Raw genomic sequence first — 17,596 nt, 5'->3', positions numbered from 1 at the left:
CTACAATGCCCGCCCACGTTTCAACCGGCAGCCGCATGGACATCATCGTCAACGAAGAACTCAAGGCCTACATCGACCCGCTCACGCAGGACGAACATGACGCGCTGGAGCGCAGTCTGCTGGCCGAGGGCTGCCGCGACGCGTTGGTGCTGTGGGGCAACATCCTGATCGACGGCCACAACCGCTACGGCATCTGCACCCGGCACGGCATTCCGTTCAACACCGTGCAGAACACCCGCTTCCAGTCGATGGACGACGTGCACCTGTGGATGATCGAGCAGCACCTGGGACGCCGCAGCGTGTCCGATTTCCAGCGCGGCGTGCTGGCCCTGCGCAAGCGCGCCATCGTCGAGGCGCGCCGCCGCGCCGAGCAGGAGCAGCTGCGCCGGGAGAGCGAAGGTGAAGCCGCGCTGGCCAACGACCACGCCAGCGATGCCGACTCCCCGCCGTGGGACCCGGCACCGAAGCTGTCCAAGGCCGACCTGGCGCGCGAAGCCAAGCTCAGCGCCAGCCAGGTGACCCTGATCGAGAAGATCAGTGCACACGCCGCGCAGGAAGTGATCGAGGCGGTCAAGGCCGGAGAGATCTCGCTCAGCGCCGCCGCGGTGGTCGCCAGCCTGCCGGAAGCCGAGCAGCGCGCCGCCGCCCAGGGGGGCAAGAGCGAGCTGAAGGAAGCGGCCAAGCGGGTGCGTGAATCGCGCCGCAAGCCCAAGCCCGAAGCCCGCCCGGAGCACGACCAGGACGCCCACGACGAAGTGCAGTCCGCACCGTTCACCGCGGCGTCCAGCCCCGAAGTGGAGGCGCTGCGCCAGCGCGTGGCCTCGCTCACCGCGGAGAATCAGGCCCTGCGCATGGAACTGGACGCGCTGCGGGCGCGGCTGGCCGCCAGTCGCGCGGAGGAACCGGAAGCGGCCGCCTCCGACTATTGATCGCCACGCGGCCGGCCCCTTACGCTGCGGGCACGCATGGCAGGGAGCACGCGATGGCATCGGCTTCACCCGAACTCGAATCATTCGTCCGCGAGGCCCTGATGCGCGGCCACAGCCGCGCCCAGGTCAACCAGGCACTGCTGGCCGCCGGCTGGAGCGAAGCGCAGGTACGCGGCGTGCTCGATGGCTGGGCCGACGTGGATTTCGCCCTGCCGGTGCCGCGCCCGCGCGCCTCGTTGTCCGCGCGCGAGGCGTTCGTCTACCTGCTGCTGTTCAGCACGCTGTACTTCTATTGCTGGAACCTGGGCAGCCTGCTGTTCAAGCTGATCGAACATACCCTGCCCGACCCCACCGACGCACGCTGGCAGATCGTGCAGCTCGGCTCCTCCATCCGCTGGTCGATCTCTGCGCTGGTGATCGCCTTCCCGGTGTTCGCCTTCCTCAGCCACCGGGTCAGCCGCGACGTCGCGCTGCACCCGATCAAGCGGCTGTCGCCGGTGCGGCGCTGGTTGACCTACCTGACTTTGTTCGTCGCCGCCGGTGTGCTGATCGGCGACCTCACCACGCTGGTCTACAACCTGCTCGGCGGTGAGCTGAGCCTGCGCTTCGTGCTCAAGGTGCTGGCCGTGGCGCTGCTGGCCGGCACCGTGTTCGGCTGGTACCTGGCCGACCTGCGCCGCGAGGAGGTGAGCCCATGAGCCAGACCGCTTGGGGCAGCCGCCTGCTGTGGGCCACCAGTGTGTTCACCGCACTGGCGATCGCGGCCGGCGTCTGGGTGATCGACTCGCCGGCGCAACAGCGCCTGCTCCGCCTCGACGAAAGCCGCCTGCAGGACCTGCGCTCGCTGGAGCAGGCGGCGCGCAGCTACCGCACCGCACATGAGGCGCTGCCACCGGACATGGCCCGCCTGCGCGCCACACCCGGGCTGGACCTGCCGCTGCACGATCCCGCCGGCGGGCCGGACTACCGCTACCGCCTGCTCGACGACAACCACTTCGAACTCTGCGCCCTGTTTGCCACCGACAGTGCCCGGCAACGGCGCTTCGGCGGCCTGGAAGCCGATTGGGCTCACCCGGCCGGCGAGCATTGTTTCCGGCGCTCGATCAAGAACGATGAAGACTGAGGCGTGAACGCCGTCGACGATCCGCGCCGCGCGCAGCTGCGCCGGCTCAAGCTGTATGCGGTGGCGATGCTGCTGGCAATGCTGGCCGGCTTCATCGTCAGCCACCTCAACGGCGAGCGCGGCATCTGGGCTTGGGTCAGCGCGTTCTGCGAGGCGGCCACGGTGGGCGCCCTGGCCGACTGGTTCGCGGTGGTGGCGCTGTTCCGGCGCCCGCTCAACCTGCCGATCCCGCACACGGCCATCATCCCGCGCAACAAGGAACGCATCGCCGACAGCCTGGCGGTGTTCGTGCGCGACCACTTCCTGGAGCCGGAAACGCTGCTGGCCAAGCTCAAGGTGTTCGACCCCGCCACCCGTCTGGGCGAATGGCTGGCGCAGCCACAGCAGGCGCGCATGCTCGCCGGCATGGCCCGCGGCTGGGCGGTGCAGGCACTGGACCTGCTCGACGAAGCCGCCGTGCGCCGCGCCATCCAGTCCTTCGTGGTCGAACAGCTGCGGCAATGGAATGCGGCGGCCACCGCTGGCGAACTGCTCGGCCTGCTGACCGCCGACAACCGCCACCAGCGCGTACTCGACGAAGGCCTGAAGCGCGTGGCCACCTGGCTGGACAAGGACAGCGTGCGCCAGCATGCCTCAGCACTGATCGTGCGCTACATCCGCAAGGAATGGCCGACGCTGGCCAGCACCGTGGATTGGGTCAAGCCGATCGACGAGATCGGCGATTCACTGGCCGACCGCCTCGCCCGCGCCGGGCTGGAGGAACTGCAGGACGTCCTCTCGCAACCGGAGCACCCGTTGCGGCAGGACTATGCCCGCTGGCTGGGCGACTACATGCAGCGCCTGCGCGAAGACCCGGCGCTGGCCGAGAAGGTCAACACGCTCAAGCAGCAGGTGATCGACCACCCGGCCGTGCAGGATTACGTGCAGGGGCTGTGGAAGCGCGTGCACGACTACCTGCGCGATGACCTTTCGCGCGAGGACTCGGTGCTGGCCGGCTACCTGGAGCGCAGCCTGTCCAAGCTGGGCACCGCCCTCGGCGAGGACCCCGCCCTGCGCGATGCCCTCAACCAGCACATGCTGGCCGGTGCCGAGAAATTGACCAACCGCCTGCGCAACGGCGTGACCACGCATATCGCGCAGACGGTGAAGGCCTGGGACGAGAAGAAGCTGGTCGAGCAGCTGGAACTGAGCGTCGGCCGCGACCTGCAGTACATCCGTTTCAACGGCACCCTCGTCGGCGGCCTGATCGGCCTGCTGCTGCATGCGATCACCGGCTGGCTGAAGTTCTGAGCATCGCCACTTCGTGACCCTGCTCGCTCCTGGGGAGATGAGGTCGTTTGTGACAATGGCGCTTGCCATTGCCAATAAGAATCGTTATCGTTTCGTTCATAGGCAGTACGCTTAGCCTCCCGCGGCATGGACGCCCCGCGCGTTCCCCGCCAAGCCCCGTGTACCCCCACTACAACGCCTGCCACGCGATGCCAACGGCCTCGCGTTGTGCACGCGGCTGACTTCAGGGAGCACTACCCCGCAACGTTGCTCACGCATGGCGTGAGGCGTCGCCATGGGCGAATTCCAGGTCGGCCACCCTTTCGCCCACCAGGAAACCACGATGCAACGCCCTGCCCCCACGTCCCTGCACTTCTCACTGCTGGCCAGCGCCCTGGCCGCCGCCCTGGCCACCCACGCCGCGCCCGTCCTGGCCGATGACGCCGCCCGCGACCCGGCCACGCTGGATACGGTCAAGGTCGTGGCCGAAGGCGAACTGGCCAACTCCTACACCGTCAAGCACACCGGCACCGCGACCAAGCTGGACCTGTCGCTGCGCCAGACGCCGCAGTCGGTCACCGTCATCACCCGCCAACGGCTGGATGACATGGGCCTGTTCTCGCTGCAGGACGTGATGGGCCAGGTCACCGGCGTGCACGTCTCGGTGACCGACAGCGAACGCATCAACTACGTCTCGCGCGGCTACAACATCACCAACTTCCAGGTCGATGGCATGCTCAACACGTTCGGCGGGTCGATCAAGACCAACACCGACAACGTGATCTACGAGCGCATCGAAGTGGTGCGCGGCGCCACCGGCCTGACCACCGGCGCCGGCGATCCGTCCGGCACCATCAGCTTCGTGCGCAAGCGCCCCACCGACACCCTGCAGATGGGCGCCAACCTAACCGTCGGCCGCTGGAGCAACCAGCGCATGGAGTTCGACCTCGGTGGACCGGTGGCCTGGGATGGCCGCATCCGCGCGCGCGTGGTCGGCGCCAAGCAGCAGAGCGACTCCTTCCGCGACGTCTACAAGCTGGACAAGGACGTGTTCTACGGCATCGTGCAGGCCGACCTGAGCGACAGCACCCTGCTGGAGCTGGGGTACGAGTACCAGTCGCCCAAGACCACCGGCGTGACCTGGGGCGTGGTGCCGTACTGGGGCGTGGATGGCAAGCCGGCCAACCTGCCGCGCTCGACCAACCTGTCGGCCAGCTGGAGCCAGTGGCCGATCGTGGAGAAGACCCGCTTCGCGCGCCTTGAGCAGCAGTTGGGCGGCAACTGGACGATCAAGGGCAGCTTCACCCATGCCGACCGCGATACCGATGGCAGCGTCTGGTACGGCGCGGCCGGCAACCCGCGGCCCGACGGCACCGGGGTGACCGCCTACATCTCGCACTTCGCCGAGAAGAGCACGATGGACGTGGCCGACGTCAACGTCACCGGCGCCTTCGAGCTGTTCGGCCACGCCCAGGAAGTGGTGTTCGGCTACGGCCAGTCGCTGCGCAAGAGCAAGGCGCCGTCGATCAGCATCCCCGACTACCCGGACAACTACGCGCAGGTGCCGGACTGGCGCAACTGGACCGGCGACGTGCCGCAGCTGCCCATCGTCCGCAATGGCTACCTCGGCTCGCAGGACGAACTGCGCCAGCGCGGCGCCTACCTGGCCGCGCGCCTGCAGCTGGCCGACCCGCTGCTGGCCGTGGCCGGTGCGCGCTACAGCACCTGGGAAACCCGCAGCTGGCGCTACAGCTACGACAACGCCGGCAACCGCACCGGCACCACCCGTGGCGGCTACAAACCCGACAACACGCTGACCCCGTACTTCGGCCTGATCTACGACATCAACCGCACCTTCAGCGCCTACGCCAGCTACACCGACATCTTCCAGCCGCAGAACTACCGCGACAAGAACAACAGCTACCTGGAGCCGGTGGTCGGCGACATGTGGGAAGCCGGCCTCAAGGCCGAGTTCTTCGACGGGCTGCTCAACACCTCCGTGGCCGTGTTCAAGGGCGAGAAGGACAACGTGGCCGAGCTCGATGACAGCGTGCCGGCCAAGTTCCTGCCCGATGGCAGCGATGCCTACCGCTCCACCGGCAAGGGCAACAAGGTCCAGGGCTGGGAAGTGGAAGCACAGGGCAGCCTCGGCGAGCACTGGAACCTGTCCACCGGCTACGCGCATACCGTGATCGAGAACCAGAAAGGCGTGCGCCAGAACACCACCACGCCAGTCAACACCTTCCGCCTCAACGCCAGCTGGCGTCCGGGCGGCATCGACGGCCGCTTCTGGCTGGGCGGTGGCGCTACCTGGCAGAGCGAGATCTGGCGCAACGGTGCCAGGCCGGCACCGGACTACCTGGTTACCGGGCGTACCGAGAGCGTGCGCATGACCCAGGACGCGTTCTACCTGCTCAACCTGTCCGGTGGCTACCGCTTCAACGCCAACTTCAGCGCCCAGCTCAACGTCAACAACCTGCTGGACAAGAAGTACTACAGCAACGTCGGCTTCTACAACGGCGTGTACTGGGGCGAGCCGCGCAACGTGCAGCTGACCCTGCGCTGGAAGCTGTAACGCCTTTGGGGACGCGCCGCACGCGGCGCCGGCCAGGGATGGCCACTTCATGCAGCGCCGGTCGCCACCGGCACTGCCCGCTCCAGCCTTCACCGCAGGTTTCCGTGGACAGCACGCCCATCGCCAGCTCCTGGCTCGCCCGAATCGAGCACTTCCTCGCACGCCCCTGGCTGGGCGTGCTCTCGCGCAGCATCGCCGCCATCGTCGGCGGGTACGCGCTCGCCGCCACTTCCGCGATGTTCTTCGCCCTTGCCCTGCCGCTGCCACGCAGCCAGGCCGTGCTGACCGGCATGCTGGTCGCCATCGTGCTGTGCGCCTGCGCCGCGCTGTGGGCGTTCGCCACGCGCAGCGCGCTGCGCGCCTGGCTCGGCATCGTGCTGCCCGCCGCGCTGTTCTGGATGGCCGCCGAATGGCTGGGGGTGATGCCATGAAGAACGGATTCCGCCAATCGATGGCATGGCTGCACACCTGGACCGGCCTGCTGGTCGGCTGGTTGTTGCTACTGATCTTCATGGCCGGCACCGCCAGCTACTACCGCGAGGAAATCAGCCGCTGGATGCGCCCGGAGCTGCCACGCAGCACGGTCAGCAGCGACGTCGCCGCTGCCAATGCAGTGCGCTTCCTGCAGCGCAAGGCACCGCAGGCCGAGAGCTGGACCGTCACCCTGCCCGATGCACGCAACCCGGCCATGCGCATGTTCTGGCGCAACCCCGAATCCATGGCCACGCCGCCGGCCGAAGGCCAGACGCGGCGGCGACGTGGCGGCGGTCGCTTCGGTGACGCCACCGTCGACCCGAACACCGGCCAGGAAGTCAGCGCGCGCGAGACCCGCGGCGGTGACTTCTTCTACCGCCTGCACTTTGACCTGCACTACATCCCGGTGATCTGGGCACGCTACATCGTCGGCTTCTGCGCGATGTTCATGCTGGTGGCGATCATCACCGGGGTCATCACCCACAAGAAGATCTTCACCGACTTCTTCACCTTCCGCCCGCAGAAGGGGCTGCGTTCCTGGCTGGACTTCCACAACGTCAGTGCGGTGATGGCGCTGCCGTACCACGCCATGATCACCTACACCGGCATCGTCACCCTGATGTTCCTGTACCTGCCATGGGGCGTGAAGGCGGCCTATCCGGACGACCCGGATGCGTTCTTCTCCGAAGCCTTCGCACGCATGGCCGACGTCGAGGGCCCTGCCGAAGGGCGCGCGCCGCCGCTACCGATCCAGCAGTTGCTGGACAGTGCCCGCAAGGAATGGAACGGCGCCGAGGTGGCGGGTTTCACCGTCCATCGCCCGGGCGCGGACAACTCGGTGGTCGACGTGCTGCAGCGGGACGGCCATCGCCTGTCGATCGACACGCCCTCGCTGCGCTACGACGCCCTCACCGGCGTGCGCCTGGAGGGCAGCCCGGCACCGGGCGGTGCCACCCAGACCCGCGGCGTGATGTACGGCCTGCACCTGGCCCGCTTCGCCGACTGGGGGCTGCGCGCCCTGTTCTTCGTCTCCGGCCTGATCGGCTGCCTGATGGTGGCCAGCGGCGTGGTGCTGTGGGCGGTCAAGGAGCGCCCCAAGCACGCCAAGTCGGGCAGGACCGGTTTCGGCCTGCGTCTGGTCGATGCCCTGAACATCGGCGCGGTGGCGGGTTTGCCGATCGCCTTCGCCGCCTATTTCTGGGGCAACCGGCTGTTGCCGGTGGAACTGGCCGAACGCAGCGCGGCCGAAGCCAACGTGTTCTTCTACGCGTGGGGGGCCGCCCTGCTGGCGGCATTCATCTGGCCCAAGCGGATGATGTGGGCCTGGCAGCTGTACGTAGGCGCGGCGATGTTCGCGCTGATTCCGCTGGTCAATGCACTGACCACGCACGCCCATCTGGGCGTGACCTTGCTGCAGGGCGACTGGCCGCTGGCCGGCGTGGATCTTTTCATGCTGGTGTTCGGCGTCGTACTGGCCTACTGCGGCTGGCGCATGCAGCACTGGCAGCCCCCCTTGAGTGCGGCGGAGAAGAAGCGTCGCCAGCAGGCGGCCGCCGCGGGAGCGGGCGCATGATGCTGCTCGCCCTGGGGCTGTCGTTCGCGGCGTTCACCGCGCTGTCGCTGGCCATGGAAAAGCACCAGCGCGAGCTGCAGCGCGGCTCCGAACGCACGCCGCTGTGGCGTTGGCTGGGCTGGGGCCTGCTCGCGTTGGCCTACGCGGTCTGCGTCGCCGACCACGGCTGGGCCGCCGGCCCGGTGTTGTGGCTGGGGGCGCTGACCGCCGCCGGGCTGCTGCTGGCGTTCGGCCTGTACCCCTACCGGCCCCGCTGGATCGTGCCATTGGCCTGGGCCCTGCCGGTCATCGGCCTGGCCGCGACCGTCGTGCCCTGAACGCGCAGGAGCGAGATTGGTCGCCAAGCCGATGATGTATCCGGATACGCCTCCATCGTCCAACGACCGGGCGCGCCAGGCAGTATCGGCTTCACGGCCAAGGCCGCTCCTGTCGATAGGGTCAGGGCACCAGCGAGAACAGGTGTGCCGGGACGGGCCGGTCATGGACGATGAGCCGGTTGCGCGCGATACCCTCGTGCAATGCGCCGGACTTCACCGCCACCCTTTCGCTGGCGGTGTTGCCCACCGCCACCACGATCTCGATGCGCTGCAGGCCTTCGTGGTCGAACCCATGCGCCGCCAGCGCGCGCACGCAGCGTGGCGCGATGCCGTGCCCCTGGCGCGACGTGCGCACCCAATACCCCAGGTTGCAGAACCGGTGGCCACGACGGATCTCGTTCAAGCCCGCGCCGCCAAGGAAGGCCCCGGTCTGCTCGCAGAAGACCCCGAACTCCAGTGCCTCCCCCAGCTCGCGTCGTGCACGGCAGTCGGCGAACCACGCCAGCGCCTGCACGGTATCGTAGTCCGGTGTTGCCCATGGCATCCACCGGCCCACGCTCTGGGCCGACTCGCGTACCGCTTCGGCGAACGGCTCCGCGTCGCTGTCCTCGAAGGGCCGCAGCAGCAAGCCTTCAAACACGATGGACGATGCTGCCATGCTGCCTCCCGCGCTCATCGTCTCATCCCAACCGCTGCAGTTCCCAGGCGCGGTGGATGCGGGCGTTGCGCTCGAAATCCGGGCCGATGGTCCTGGCGCTGATCTCGCGGCAGCGCGCGAACTCGGCGATGGCGTTCTCTTCCAGCTTGAAGCGGCGGAAGTTGTTGGAGAAATACAGCACGCCGCCCGGCGCCAGGCGCGCCACCGCCGCGCGCAGCAGGCGCAGCTGCTCGCGCTGCACGTCGAAGTCCTCGGCGCGCGCGGAGTTGGAGAAGGTCGGCGGGTCGCAGAAGATCACGTCGAACTGGCCCTGCTCGGCTTCCAGCCACTTGATCGCATCGGCCTGCACCAGCTGGTGGCGGCTGCCACCCATGCCGTTCAGGGCCAGGTTGTCGGCGCACCACTGCAGGTAGGTGCCGGACAGGTCGACGCTGGTGGTCGAGACCGCGCCGGCCACCGCAGCTTCCACGCTGGCCACGCCGGTGTAGCAGAACAGGTTGAGGAAACGCTTGCCGCGCGCCTGCTCGGCCATGTGTCGGCGCAGCGGGCGGTGGTCCAGGAACAGGCCGGTGTCCAGGTAGTCGAACAGGTTCACGCGCAGCAGCGCGTTGTTCTCGCGCACCAGGATGAACTCGCCACGCTGCTCGAAACGGCCGTACTTGCTGCCACCCTTGCCACGCTCGCGCGACTTCAGCGCCACCTGCTCGGCCGGCACCTGGAACACCTCGCGCGCGGCGGCCAGCAACTCGTTGCGGCGGCGCCGCACGTCGGCATCGGGAATCGTGGCCGGCGCAGCGTACTCCTGCACATGCAGGAAAGTGCGGCCCTTGCCGCCATCCTCGCGGTAGACGTCGATGGCGGCGGCGTACTCGGGCAGGTCGGCGTCGTAGGCGCGGAAACAGGTGATGTCCTCGCGTGCCAACCAGCTCTTGAACTTCTTCAGGTTCTTGCGCAGGCGGTTGGCCACCATCTGCGCACCTTCGCTCAGCTCGCGCGGCTGGCCATCGTTCTCGCGCGCCGGCACCGCGATCGGGTCGCAGACGATCAGCGCGCACTCGATGGCACCGTTGAACAGCTGGTAGGTCTTGCGCGCACGCAGGCCCGTGGCGAAGGCCAAATCGGCGCTACCGCACAGCAGGCTGGCCTTCCATTGCGGCACCGCGCGCTTGAGCGCATCACCGATGCGACGGTACAGCACCGCGTCGGCGGCCAGGCGTTCGTCATACGGCGGATTGCAGACCACGCAGCCGATTTCCTGCGGCGGCACCTGCATGTCGGCGACATCACGCACGCCGAACCAGATCGCTTCGCTGACACCGGCCACCTCGGCGTTCTCCTTGGCGGCACGGATCGCCTGCGGGTCGATGTCGCTGCCGTGGATGACCTGCTTCAGCGCGGCACGCCCAACCTGCTCGCGCTCGCGCGCCTCGCCCATCAGCGCCTTCCACTGCGCCTGGTCGAAACCCCGCCAGCGGCTCGGCGGAATGCTGCCGTGGCGCTGCAGGCCCGGCGCGACATCGGCGGCCATCAGCGCGCCCTCGATCAGCAGCGTGCCGCTGCCGCACATCGGGTCGAGCAGGCCACCACCTTCGGCATGGATCTTCGGCCAGCCGGCGCGCATCAGCACCGCGGCGGCCAGGTTTTCCTTCAGCGGCGCATCGTTCTGCGACTGGCGCCAGCCGCGGCGGTGCATCGGGCCACCGCTCAGGTCGATCGAGATGGTGGCGCGGCCCTTGCGCAGCGACAGGTTGATGCGCACGTCCGGCAGATCGACGTTCACCGACGGGCGCTCCAGGCCTTCACCGCGCAGGCGGTCGACCACCGCGTCCTTGACCCGTTGCGCGGCGAAGCGCGCGTGGGTGATGGCGGTGCCGGACACATGCGCGTCCACGGCCAGGGTCAGGTCGGCGTCCAGGTGGTCTTCCCACGGCATCGACACCACGCCCTGGTACAGCGCGGCTTCGTCGGGGCAGTCGAACTCTTCCAGCGGCCACAGCACGCGGCTGGCCAACCGCGACCACAGCACCACGTGCTGCGCATCGCGCAGCTCGCCTTCGGCATTGACGCCGGCAATGGTGGCGGTGGCCTTGGGCAGGCCCATCGCCAGCAGTTCGTCGGCGAGCAGGTACTCAAGGCCCTTGGCGCAGGAAACAAAGAATTTCACGGGATCGGATCAACTGTCGGAAAGGAGGGGATGCGGGCGGGCACGACGGCCGGCCCCGGACGGCATCCAGGGGCGCCATTGTAGGCAGTTGCCGGCGCCGGCGCCGGAACGGCGCCCTACCAGGGGCTCAGAGCGAGCGCAGCAGGGTCTCGAAGGCCTGCGCGGAGGCCTCGACGTTGCGCATCAGGCGGTGGCTGTCATTGACCATCAACAGGCGCGCCGAGCGCTGCCCGGCCCAGCGGATCACCTCCTCGGCCGGGATGATCTCGTCATGCCAGGCGTGCACCACGCTGATCGGCACCGCGGCCGCGTCCAGCGCCGGCATCGGCCCCATCGTGGTCGGCGGCACCATCAGGAACAGACCCTTGACCGGCACCTGCAGCGATGTGATCGCCGAGATGTAGGCGCCCAGGCTGGAGCCGCCCAGCACCAGCGGGCCACGCGCGGCCATTTCGCCGGCACGCTGGACCAAGCGCTGCAGCCGCGCCGGCACGTCACCGACCGGGCTGATCTCGCGGCGGGCATCCAGGTCGGTGTAGTCGGGGCGCTCGTGGGTCCAGCCCAGCCGCTCGGCGACTTCGGCCAGCGCGGTGACCTTGGTGGCGTCAGGGCCACTCTCGAAACCGTGGGAAAGGATGCAGTGGCCGCGGCTCATGGCTGGCAGGCGGGAAGATCGGGATTCATCGACGAATGCTAGCATCCGCACATGCCTCTGCCGCCCCCGATCATCGCCGCGCCCCTGCCCTACGAACCATTGCTGGGCAGCCGCGCGCTCACCGACGTCGACCTGGTGGTCATCCACTGCACCGAACTGCCGGACCTGGCCACGGCCCGCCAGTACGGCGAGCGCACCGTCTACGACAGCGGCACCGGCAACAGCGGCCATTACTACATCGACCGCGACGGCAGCATCCTGCAGTACGTGGCGCTGGAGCGCGTGGCACACCACGTGCGCGGCATCAACCCGCGCTCGGTCGGCATCGAGCTGGTCAACACCGGGCGTTACCCGGACTGGTTCGACTCACGCACCCAGCAGATGGGCGAGCCCTACCCCGAGGCCCAGATCGCATCACTGGTGCGCCTGCTGCAATGGCTGCCGGACCAGCTCCCGGCGCTGCGCTGGATCGCCGGCCACGAGCAGCTGGACACCGCGCGCGTACCGGCCAGCGACGACCCGACCCGCGAGGTCGCGCGCAAGCTCGACCCCGGCCCGCAGTTCCCGTGGGCGCAGGTGCTCGGCGCGGTCACCCTGCAGCCACTGCCGCTCTGAGCCCGGCCTATTCGGCCACGAACTGGTACTTCTCGCCTGCGGTCACCCGCAGCTCGAGCCGGTTGACCGCCGGCGCGATCGGGCACACCACGTGCCGGCTCAATGCGCAGGGCGGGTTCTGCGCGCGGTTGAAGTCGAGCACGACCTCGCCATCACGCGGCGCCGATGCATTGAGGTAACGCGCGCCGCCAAAGGTCTCGCGGCCGCCGGTAAGGTCGGTGAAGATGAAGAACAGGTTGGGCGACAACGGTTCGGAGGCATCCTGCATCGCCTGCAGGCGATAGTGGCGCCCCCCGACCTCGAACTCGGCCTCCCCGGGCGCGACGGCCGGCAATGGCGTGCCGATCGAACTGAGCAGCATCGCCGGAGCCGGGCGCGGGAACGGTTTCCAGCGCGCCACCACCCGCCAGCGCGGGTCCACCGGGAAGTGCTCGATGCCGCGGAAGCCGCGCCGCAGCGCCGCGTTGGTATCCCGGCAGCGCCAGCCCAGCACGTTGCCGATCCGCACCAGGTAGAACTCGGCGCTGCCGAAATGCAGCCGGCTGGCCTCCTTGCCATCACCCGCCGGCTGCAGCGTGGCGCCCCGCAGCGGCTGGCCGTTGAGGGTGACGCCGGTGCCCGGGTAGCCCTCGATGGTGGCCTTGCCGGCCGCGTCGATGCTCAGCCGGCCCACCCGCTCCGGCCCCAACGGCAGCCGCACGTCGCTATCGGGCGCGCTGCCGACCGAATAGGTCGTCCCGGCCTCCAGCCGCCCCGAGCCCACGTAGCTGAGCCAGCCCTGCGGCCCGCGCAAGCGTGCCAGGCGCTGCGTGCGCCATTGCTCCACGTCACGCTGGTACTGCCGCACGTCGTAGGGGTGCTGCAGCGCGTCGTTGGCAAACGGGTCATTGGCCGGCGTACAGGCCGCCAGCACCAACGCCAGCGACAGCAGGAACGCCCCTTTCATCGAAACCATGTCTCCCCCGAGGCCCTTGGTTCTTTCGCGTGTCAGCCTACCGCCACGGGTCGTGACGGATCACTGGACCAGCCACTCCAGGAGTCGGCGAACACGCGCGCCCCCGCCAGGCCGGCATGTTCGAACGCCAGCAGCAGGTGGCAGGCGGTCACCCCGGACCCACACATCAGCACCGTCTCCCGGGCGGGCTGGTCACCCAGCAGCGCGCCCAGTTCGGCCTGCAGTTCCGCCGCCGGGCGCAGGCGCCCTTCATGCACGTTCATGCCGAACGGCCGGTTCAATGCCCCCGGCACGTGGCCGAAGACCCGGTCCAGCGGCTCGACGTCACCGCGATAGCGTTCGGCCGCGCGCGCGTCCACCAGCCACCCCGGCCGCTGCGCCAGGCGCGCCTGCACCTCGTCGGCGCTCACCACCTGGTCCATGTCGAACCGGCCCGGATACGGCCCCAGCGCGGTCACTTCCGGCACCTCGCTGTCGAGCGGATGGCCGGCCGCCTGCCAGGCCGCCAGCCCGCCATCGAGCACGGCAACGCTGCGGTGGCCGATCAGGCGCAGCAGCCACCACAGGCGCGCGGCCGCCATGCTGCCGTCGGCGGCGTCATAGACCACCACCTGGGTGTCGGGGCCGATGCCCCAGCGGCCCAGCGTCGCGGCGAAGGTGTCGCTGTCCGGCAGCGGGTGGCGGCCATGTCCCTGCCTGCCCAGGTCGGACAGGTCGCGGTTGAGGTCGGCATGCAGCGCGCCGGCGATGTGCCCCGCCGCGTATTGCGCCGCCCCCGATTGCGGGTCGGCCAGCGAGAAACGCGCGTCCACCACCCGCACCGCGGTGCTGGCGGTGGCGCGTGCATCGAGCACCTGCACCGACGGCCCGGCCAGCGCGGCGGCCAGGCGGGGAACATCGACCAGCGTGGTCCACGGCAATCCGGTCAGGCTCATCTCACGTGCTCCAGGCGACGACGCAGGTTGTAAAGGATGGCGGCCGTGGCTCCCCAGATGCGCTGGCCCGGCCAGGTGTACTCCAGCACATGCCGCACCCGGCCGCGGTGCTCCACGTCCACGTGGCGCAGGTTGGCCGGATCCATCAGGTAGTCCAGCGGCACTTCGAATACTTCGGCCACCTCGCCCGGCTCCGGGCGCGGCACGAAATCCGGGTCCACCACCGCCACCACCGGCGTCACCCGGAAGCCGCTGATGGTGATGAACGGGTCCAGGTACCCCAGCGCCAGCACCTGCTGCGATGGCAAGGCGATTTCCTCGTTGCTCTCGCGCAGCGCGGCAGCCAGGGGATTACGGTCGCGCTTTTCCATCCGGCCGCCCGGGAAGCCGACCTGCCCCCCGTGGTTGCGCAATGCCTCGGTGCGGCGCGTCAGCAGCACCTGCGTACCCTGCGCGCGCGGCACCAGCCCGGCCAGCACCGCGGCCTCCACCGGCGGCCCCGGCGGCAACAGGTCTTCCAGTTCACTGCGGTTCCAGCCCGGTCCGGCCGGCACGCGGGTCAGCGGAAGCAGGGCCTGCTGCAGGCGATCACGCCCGGCCAGGCGCTCGGCGAAGCTGGCCGCCTGGCGCGCACGCCCCGGCAACACCTGCTTCATCAATCCGCGACGCTCGCTCTCGCTCATGCGCATCCAGCTCCCGATCTCGTTTCCCGTGCGCCAGCACCCTCGGCAAAGGCCTTCCGCGTCCAGTGCGCACACACCGATGCAGGGGCTGGAGACGGCACGAACCGGAGAACCCATCAATTCAGACATCTCCCCAGCTTAGCGCGGCGCGAGGACAGCGCACAGGCTGGGCAGGGCGTGATGTCGCGCTGTTCCACGCGGGTCGGTGATCGCGATGCGGGCGGAACGACCGTGCCCCAACGGCGGCGCCCTGCCGCCCGCACAGTAAAATTTGTGACGGACATCAAGTCTATTGAACTGACGTTCATCCCCATGCACACTCGGGTTGCCGTCAGGGGGAAACACGAAACCACGTCACGCAGTCCGCAGGGTCCGGTGGCACGCCCACCACACCACTGCTGCCTTCGTTGCGCTGGGGCCTCTCGTTTTTCACTCTGTAACGGAGCCAGAAATGAAAGTGGCAAAACCTTCCCTGTTGTTGACCGCGCTTGCGCTGGGCACCTGCCTTGCCGCCCACGCCGCCGAACCACCCACCACCGAAGCCCCGGCCACCACGGCCGAGAGTGGCATGGTCGCCGGCATCGACCCCACCACCGGCAAGCTGCGCAAGCTCACCGACGCAGAAATCCGCGCCCTCTCCGAGAAGGCCAACGCCATGCCCGCCACGGCGCGTAGCGCCGCCGGCAGCAGCACCGCCACCAACGCCGCCTGGGCACGCATGCCGCAGAACAGCGCCCAGGCCACCGCCACCATCCGCACCCATGCCAACGGCATGAGCAGCGCGGAACTGCCGGTCTCGGCAATGAATTCGCTCACCGTCGAACGCGCTGCCGATGGCAGCGTGCAGGTGCTGGAGAACGGCGCACCGCCGTCGCATGGACGCCAGGAGGTCAGCAAATGAAGACGCATCTGCTCTGCGCCCTGATCGGCGCCAGCCTGTTCGCCGCGTCGGCCGAAGCGGCCGTGATCACCCCGGTCAACCAGGACCCGGTTGGCAAGGGCCTCAATGACCCCACCGCACGCGCGCCGGAAGGCGGCAACCCGGGCAAGACCGTCGGTGAACAGCGCCGCATCGTCTACCGCTACGCCGCCGACCTGTGGGGGGCAGTGCTGAACAGCGACGTGGAAACCTTCGTCGGTGCCAGCTTCCAGGACCTGACCTGCACCGCCACCGGCGGCACCCTGGGCTCGGCCGGCGCAGCATGGATCGCCACCTCCGCGCCCTCGGGCAGCCAGCTCGGCATGATCTACCACGGCCCGCTGGCCAACGCGATCAACGGCTCGCGCATCAGCATCAGCTCGTCCGGCACCGACATCACCAGCCGCTTCAACAACAACCTGGGCGGCACCAATCCGGACGGCACGCCGTGCATGACCGGTTCGGGCTGGTACTACGGGCTCGATGGCAAGACGCCGGCCGGGCAGATCAACTTCCTGGACGTGGTGCTGCATGAGATCGGCCACGGCCTGGGCTTCTCCGGCTTCGTCGGCTACACCAGCGGGCGCCTGGGCGAACGCACCGGCATCCCCAGCTACTACGGCTATTCGGACGTGTACACCGACAATGCGTTCGACAACCTCACCGGCAAGCGCTTCACCGACGCGAGCATGACCAACGCGCTGCGTGCCACCTCGATCAAGACCCGCGGCGGCCCGGCCTGGAATGGTGCCAGCACCCGTGCGCAGGCGCCGCTGTGGCTGGATCCGGCGGTGGTGCTGTCCATCAGCGGCATCAGCCCCACCCTGGTCACCCAGTTCTACGGCACGGCTTCGTTCGGGCCCAAGGCCACCTCCGACAACTTCGCCGGCAGCGTGGTGGTTGCCAATGACGGCACCGGCAGCGACACCGCCGATGCCTGCGAGGCCCTGCCAGCCGGCAGCCTTACCGGCAAGGTGGCTTACATCAACCGCGGCGGCTGCGCCTTCGAGATCAAGGCCGCCAACGCCGAAGCCGCCGGGGCGGTCGCGGCGATCATCGGCAACGTGGCCAGCTCCGGTGATCCGGGCACCGCACCGGGCATGGCCGAGGATGCAACGGTCACCGCCAACATTCCCACCGTCAGCGTCAACCTGACCGATGCCAACCGCATCAAGGCCGGAGCCCAGGGCGGTGCGGCGATGACCGCGGCGTTGGGCGAAGTGGCCGGGCAGATGGCCGGTGCCGATCCCAGCGGGCGTCCGCTGCTGTACGCCCCTGCCACGGTCGCCAGCGGCTCGTCGTTCTCGCACTTCGAGAGCGTGCTGATCCCCGACGCCCTGATGGAGCCGGCCAACAGTGATGAAACCGACGGTGCCCGCATCGTCGACCTGACCCTGGGCGTGTTCGCCGACGAGGGCTGGGTGTTGAACACCGGCACGGCGCGTATCGGCACCTGCGATACCGGCGTGAAACTGTTCAAGAACCCGGGCCTGATCGCCGGTGCCAACGTGCAGGCACAGGACCGCCTGTGCCGTACCAGCGCCAACGGCAACCGCGGCGCCTACCTGCGCTGCATGAACGACACCGCCTCGGACCTGAAGGCACTGGGCATGGTCAGCAACGTCGAGCAGGCCAGCATCCGCTCCTGCGCGGCCAAGGTGACATCGCTGTAAGCCCGCGCTTCAACTCTGCAGTACCACGACCGGCGCCCGCGTGGCGCCGGTCGTGTGTCAGGCCCCTTTCCGCGTAAGC

17 protein-coding genes are annotated in these 17,596 nt (G+C 68.9%); 11 read left to right on the top strand and 6 right to left on the bottom strand.

Annotation, left to right across the window (positions count from 1 at the left end; genetic code table 11):
- The first annotated feature begins 35 nt into the window (after window positions 1-35).
- The 8 genes from VA603_RS15690 to VA603_RS15655 all read left to right on the top strand — a co-directional run bounded on the left by VA603_RS15690 (window position 36) and on the right by VA603_RS15655 (window position 8,260).
- Complete coding sequence (locus VA603_RS15690; RefSeq protein WP_323439396.1) at window positions 36-929, top strand: plasmid replication/partition related protein; 894 nt, start codon at window positions 36-38, stop codon at window positions 927-929.
- Window positions 930-982: 53 nt separating this feature from the next.
- Window positions 983-1,627, top strand: a complete 645-nt coding sequence (locus tag VA603_RS15685; protein WP_323439395.1) for a DUF5671 domain-containing protein — start codon at window positions 983-985, stop codon at window positions 1,625-1,627.
- Window positions 1,624-2,052 carry a hypothetical protein gene (locus VA603_RS15680; protein ID WP_323439394.1) on the top strand — a complete coding sequence of 143 codons (429 nt, stop codon included), beginning with the start codon at window positions 1,624-1,626 and terminating at the stop codon, window positions 2,050-2,052. The genes VA603_RS15685 and VA603_RS15680 overlap by 4 nt, the downstream gene beginning before the upstream one ends.
- 3 nt (window positions 2,053-2,055) lie before the next feature.
- Entirely contained in the window at window positions 2,056-3,342 is a 1,287-nt protein-coding gene (locus VA603_RS15675; protein ID WP_318639553.1) for a DUF445 domain-containing protein, read from the top strand.
- A 322-nt stretch (window positions 3,343-3,664) separates the two neighbouring features.
- On the top strand, window positions 3,665-5,896 hold the full coding sequence (locus tag VA603_RS15670) for a TonB-dependent siderophore receptor (RefSeq protein ID WP_323439393.1): 2,232 nt from the start codon (window positions 3,665-3,667) through the stop codon (window positions 5,894-5,896).
- A gap of 104 nt (window positions 5,897-6,000) precedes the next feature.
- Window positions 6,001-6,327 carry a DUF3649 domain-containing protein gene (locus VA603_RS15665; protein WP_323439392.1) on the top strand — a complete coding sequence of 109 codons (327 nt, stop codon included), beginning with the start codon at window positions 6,001-6,003 and terminating at the stop codon, window positions 6,325-6,327.
- Complete coding sequence (locus VA603_RS15660) at window positions 6,324-7,943, top strand: PepSY-associated TM helix domain-containing protein (protein WP_323439391.1); 1,620 nt, start codon at window positions 6,324-6,326, stop codon at window positions 7,941-7,943. Before VA603_RS15665 ends, VA603_RS15660 begins: the two co-directional genes overlap by 4 nt.
- Window positions 7,940-8,260, top strand: coding sequence for a DUF3325 domain-containing protein (locus VA603_RS15655; RefSeq protein ID WP_132862657.1), 321 nt, complete (start codon window positions 7,940-7,942; stop codon window positions 8,258-8,260). Before VA603_RS15660 ends, VA603_RS15655 begins: the two co-directional genes overlap by 4 nt.
- 121 nt (window positions 8,261-8,381) lie before the next feature.
- On the opposite strand, the gene VA603_RS15650 is transcribed toward VA603_RS15655, so the two are convergent.
- The 3 genes from VA603_RS15650 to VA603_RS15640 all read right to left on the bottom strand — a co-directional run bounded on the left by VA603_RS15650 (window position 8,382) and on the right by VA603_RS15640 (window position 11,737).
- Window positions 8,382-8,918, bottom strand: coding sequence for a GNAT family N-acetyltransferase (locus tag VA603_RS15650; protein ID WP_323439390.1), 537 nt, complete (start codon window positions 8,916-8,918; stop codon window positions 8,382-8,384).
- Window positions 8,919-8,940: 22 nt separating this feature from the next.
- A complete protein-coding gene (gene rlmKL, locus VA603_RS15645) occupies window positions 8,941-11,082 on the bottom strand; it encodes a bifunctional 23S rRNA (guanine(2069)-N(7))-methyltransferase RlmK/23S rRNA (guanine(2445)-N(2))-methyltransferase RlmL (RefSeq protein WP_323439389.1) in 2,142 nt (713 codons plus the stop codon).
- A gap of 127 nt (window positions 11,083-11,209) precedes the next feature.
- Window positions 11,210-11,737 (bottom strand): hypothetical protein, encoded by a 528-nt coding sequence (locus tag VA603_RS15640; protein ID WP_323439388.1) that lies wholly within the window; start codon window positions 11,735-11,737, stop codon window positions 11,210-11,212.
- Between the two features lie 51 nt (window positions 11,738-11,788).
- Between VA603_RS15640 and VA603_RS15635 the strand changes: the two genes are divergently transcribed.
- On the top strand, window positions 11,789-12,352 hold the full coding sequence (locus VA603_RS15635; protein ID WP_313251426.1) for an N-acetylmuramoyl-L-alanine amidase: 564 nt from the start codon (window positions 11,789-11,791) through the stop codon (window positions 12,350-12,352).
- Window positions 12,353-12,359: 7 nt separating this feature from the next.
- On the opposite strand, the gene VA603_RS15630 is transcribed toward VA603_RS15635, so the two are convergent.
- From VA603_RS15630 to VA603_RS15620, 3 genes are read right to left on the bottom strand one after another with little or no spacing between them, the layout of a single operon-like run.
- Window positions 12,360-13,298, bottom strand: coding sequence for a DUF1684 domain-containing protein (locus VA603_RS15630; RefSeq protein WP_192288011.1), 939 nt, complete (start codon window positions 13,296-13,298; stop codon window positions 12,360-12,362).
- 41 nt (window positions 13,299-13,339) lie between these two features.
- Window positions 13,340-14,242: a sulfurtransferase gene (locus VA603_RS15625; protein WP_425603723.1), complete on the bottom strand. Its 903-nt coding sequence runs from the start codon at window positions 14,240-14,242 to the stop codon at window positions 13,340-13,342.
- On the bottom strand, window positions 14,239-15,042 hold the full coding sequence (locus VA603_RS15620) for a CoA pyrophosphatase (protein WP_323439387.1): 804 nt from the start codon (window positions 15,040-15,042) through the stop codon (window positions 14,239-14,241). Before VA603_RS15620 ends, VA603_RS15625 begins: the two co-directional genes overlap by 4 nt.
- Before the next feature lie 334 nt (window positions 15,043-15,376).
- On the opposite strand from VA603_RS15620, the gene VA603_RS15615 reads away from it, so the two are divergent.
- Window positions 15,377-15,826 carry a post-PEP-CTERM-1 domain-containing protein gene (locus tag VA603_RS15615; protein ID WP_192288009.1) on the top strand — a complete coding sequence of 150 codons (450 nt, stop codon included), beginning with the start codon at window positions 15,377-15,379 and terminating at the stop codon, window positions 15,824-15,826.
- Entirely contained in the window at window positions 15,823-17,517 is a 1,695-nt protein-coding gene (locus VA603_RS15610) for a PA domain-containing protein (protein WP_192288008.1), read from the top strand. The genes VA603_RS15615 and VA603_RS15610 overlap by 4 nt, the downstream gene beginning before the upstream one ends.
- The last annotated feature ends 79 nt before the right edge of the window (window positions 17,518-17,596 follow it).

This window comes from Stenotrophomonas capsici, from assembly GCF_034961085.1.
Taxonomy (GTDB): Bacteria; Pseudomonadota; Gammaproteobacteria; order Xanthomonadales; family Xanthomonadaceae; genus Stenotrophomonas; species Stenotrophomonas capsici.
This window is presented reverse-complemented; position numbering and strand designations above follow the sequence as displayed.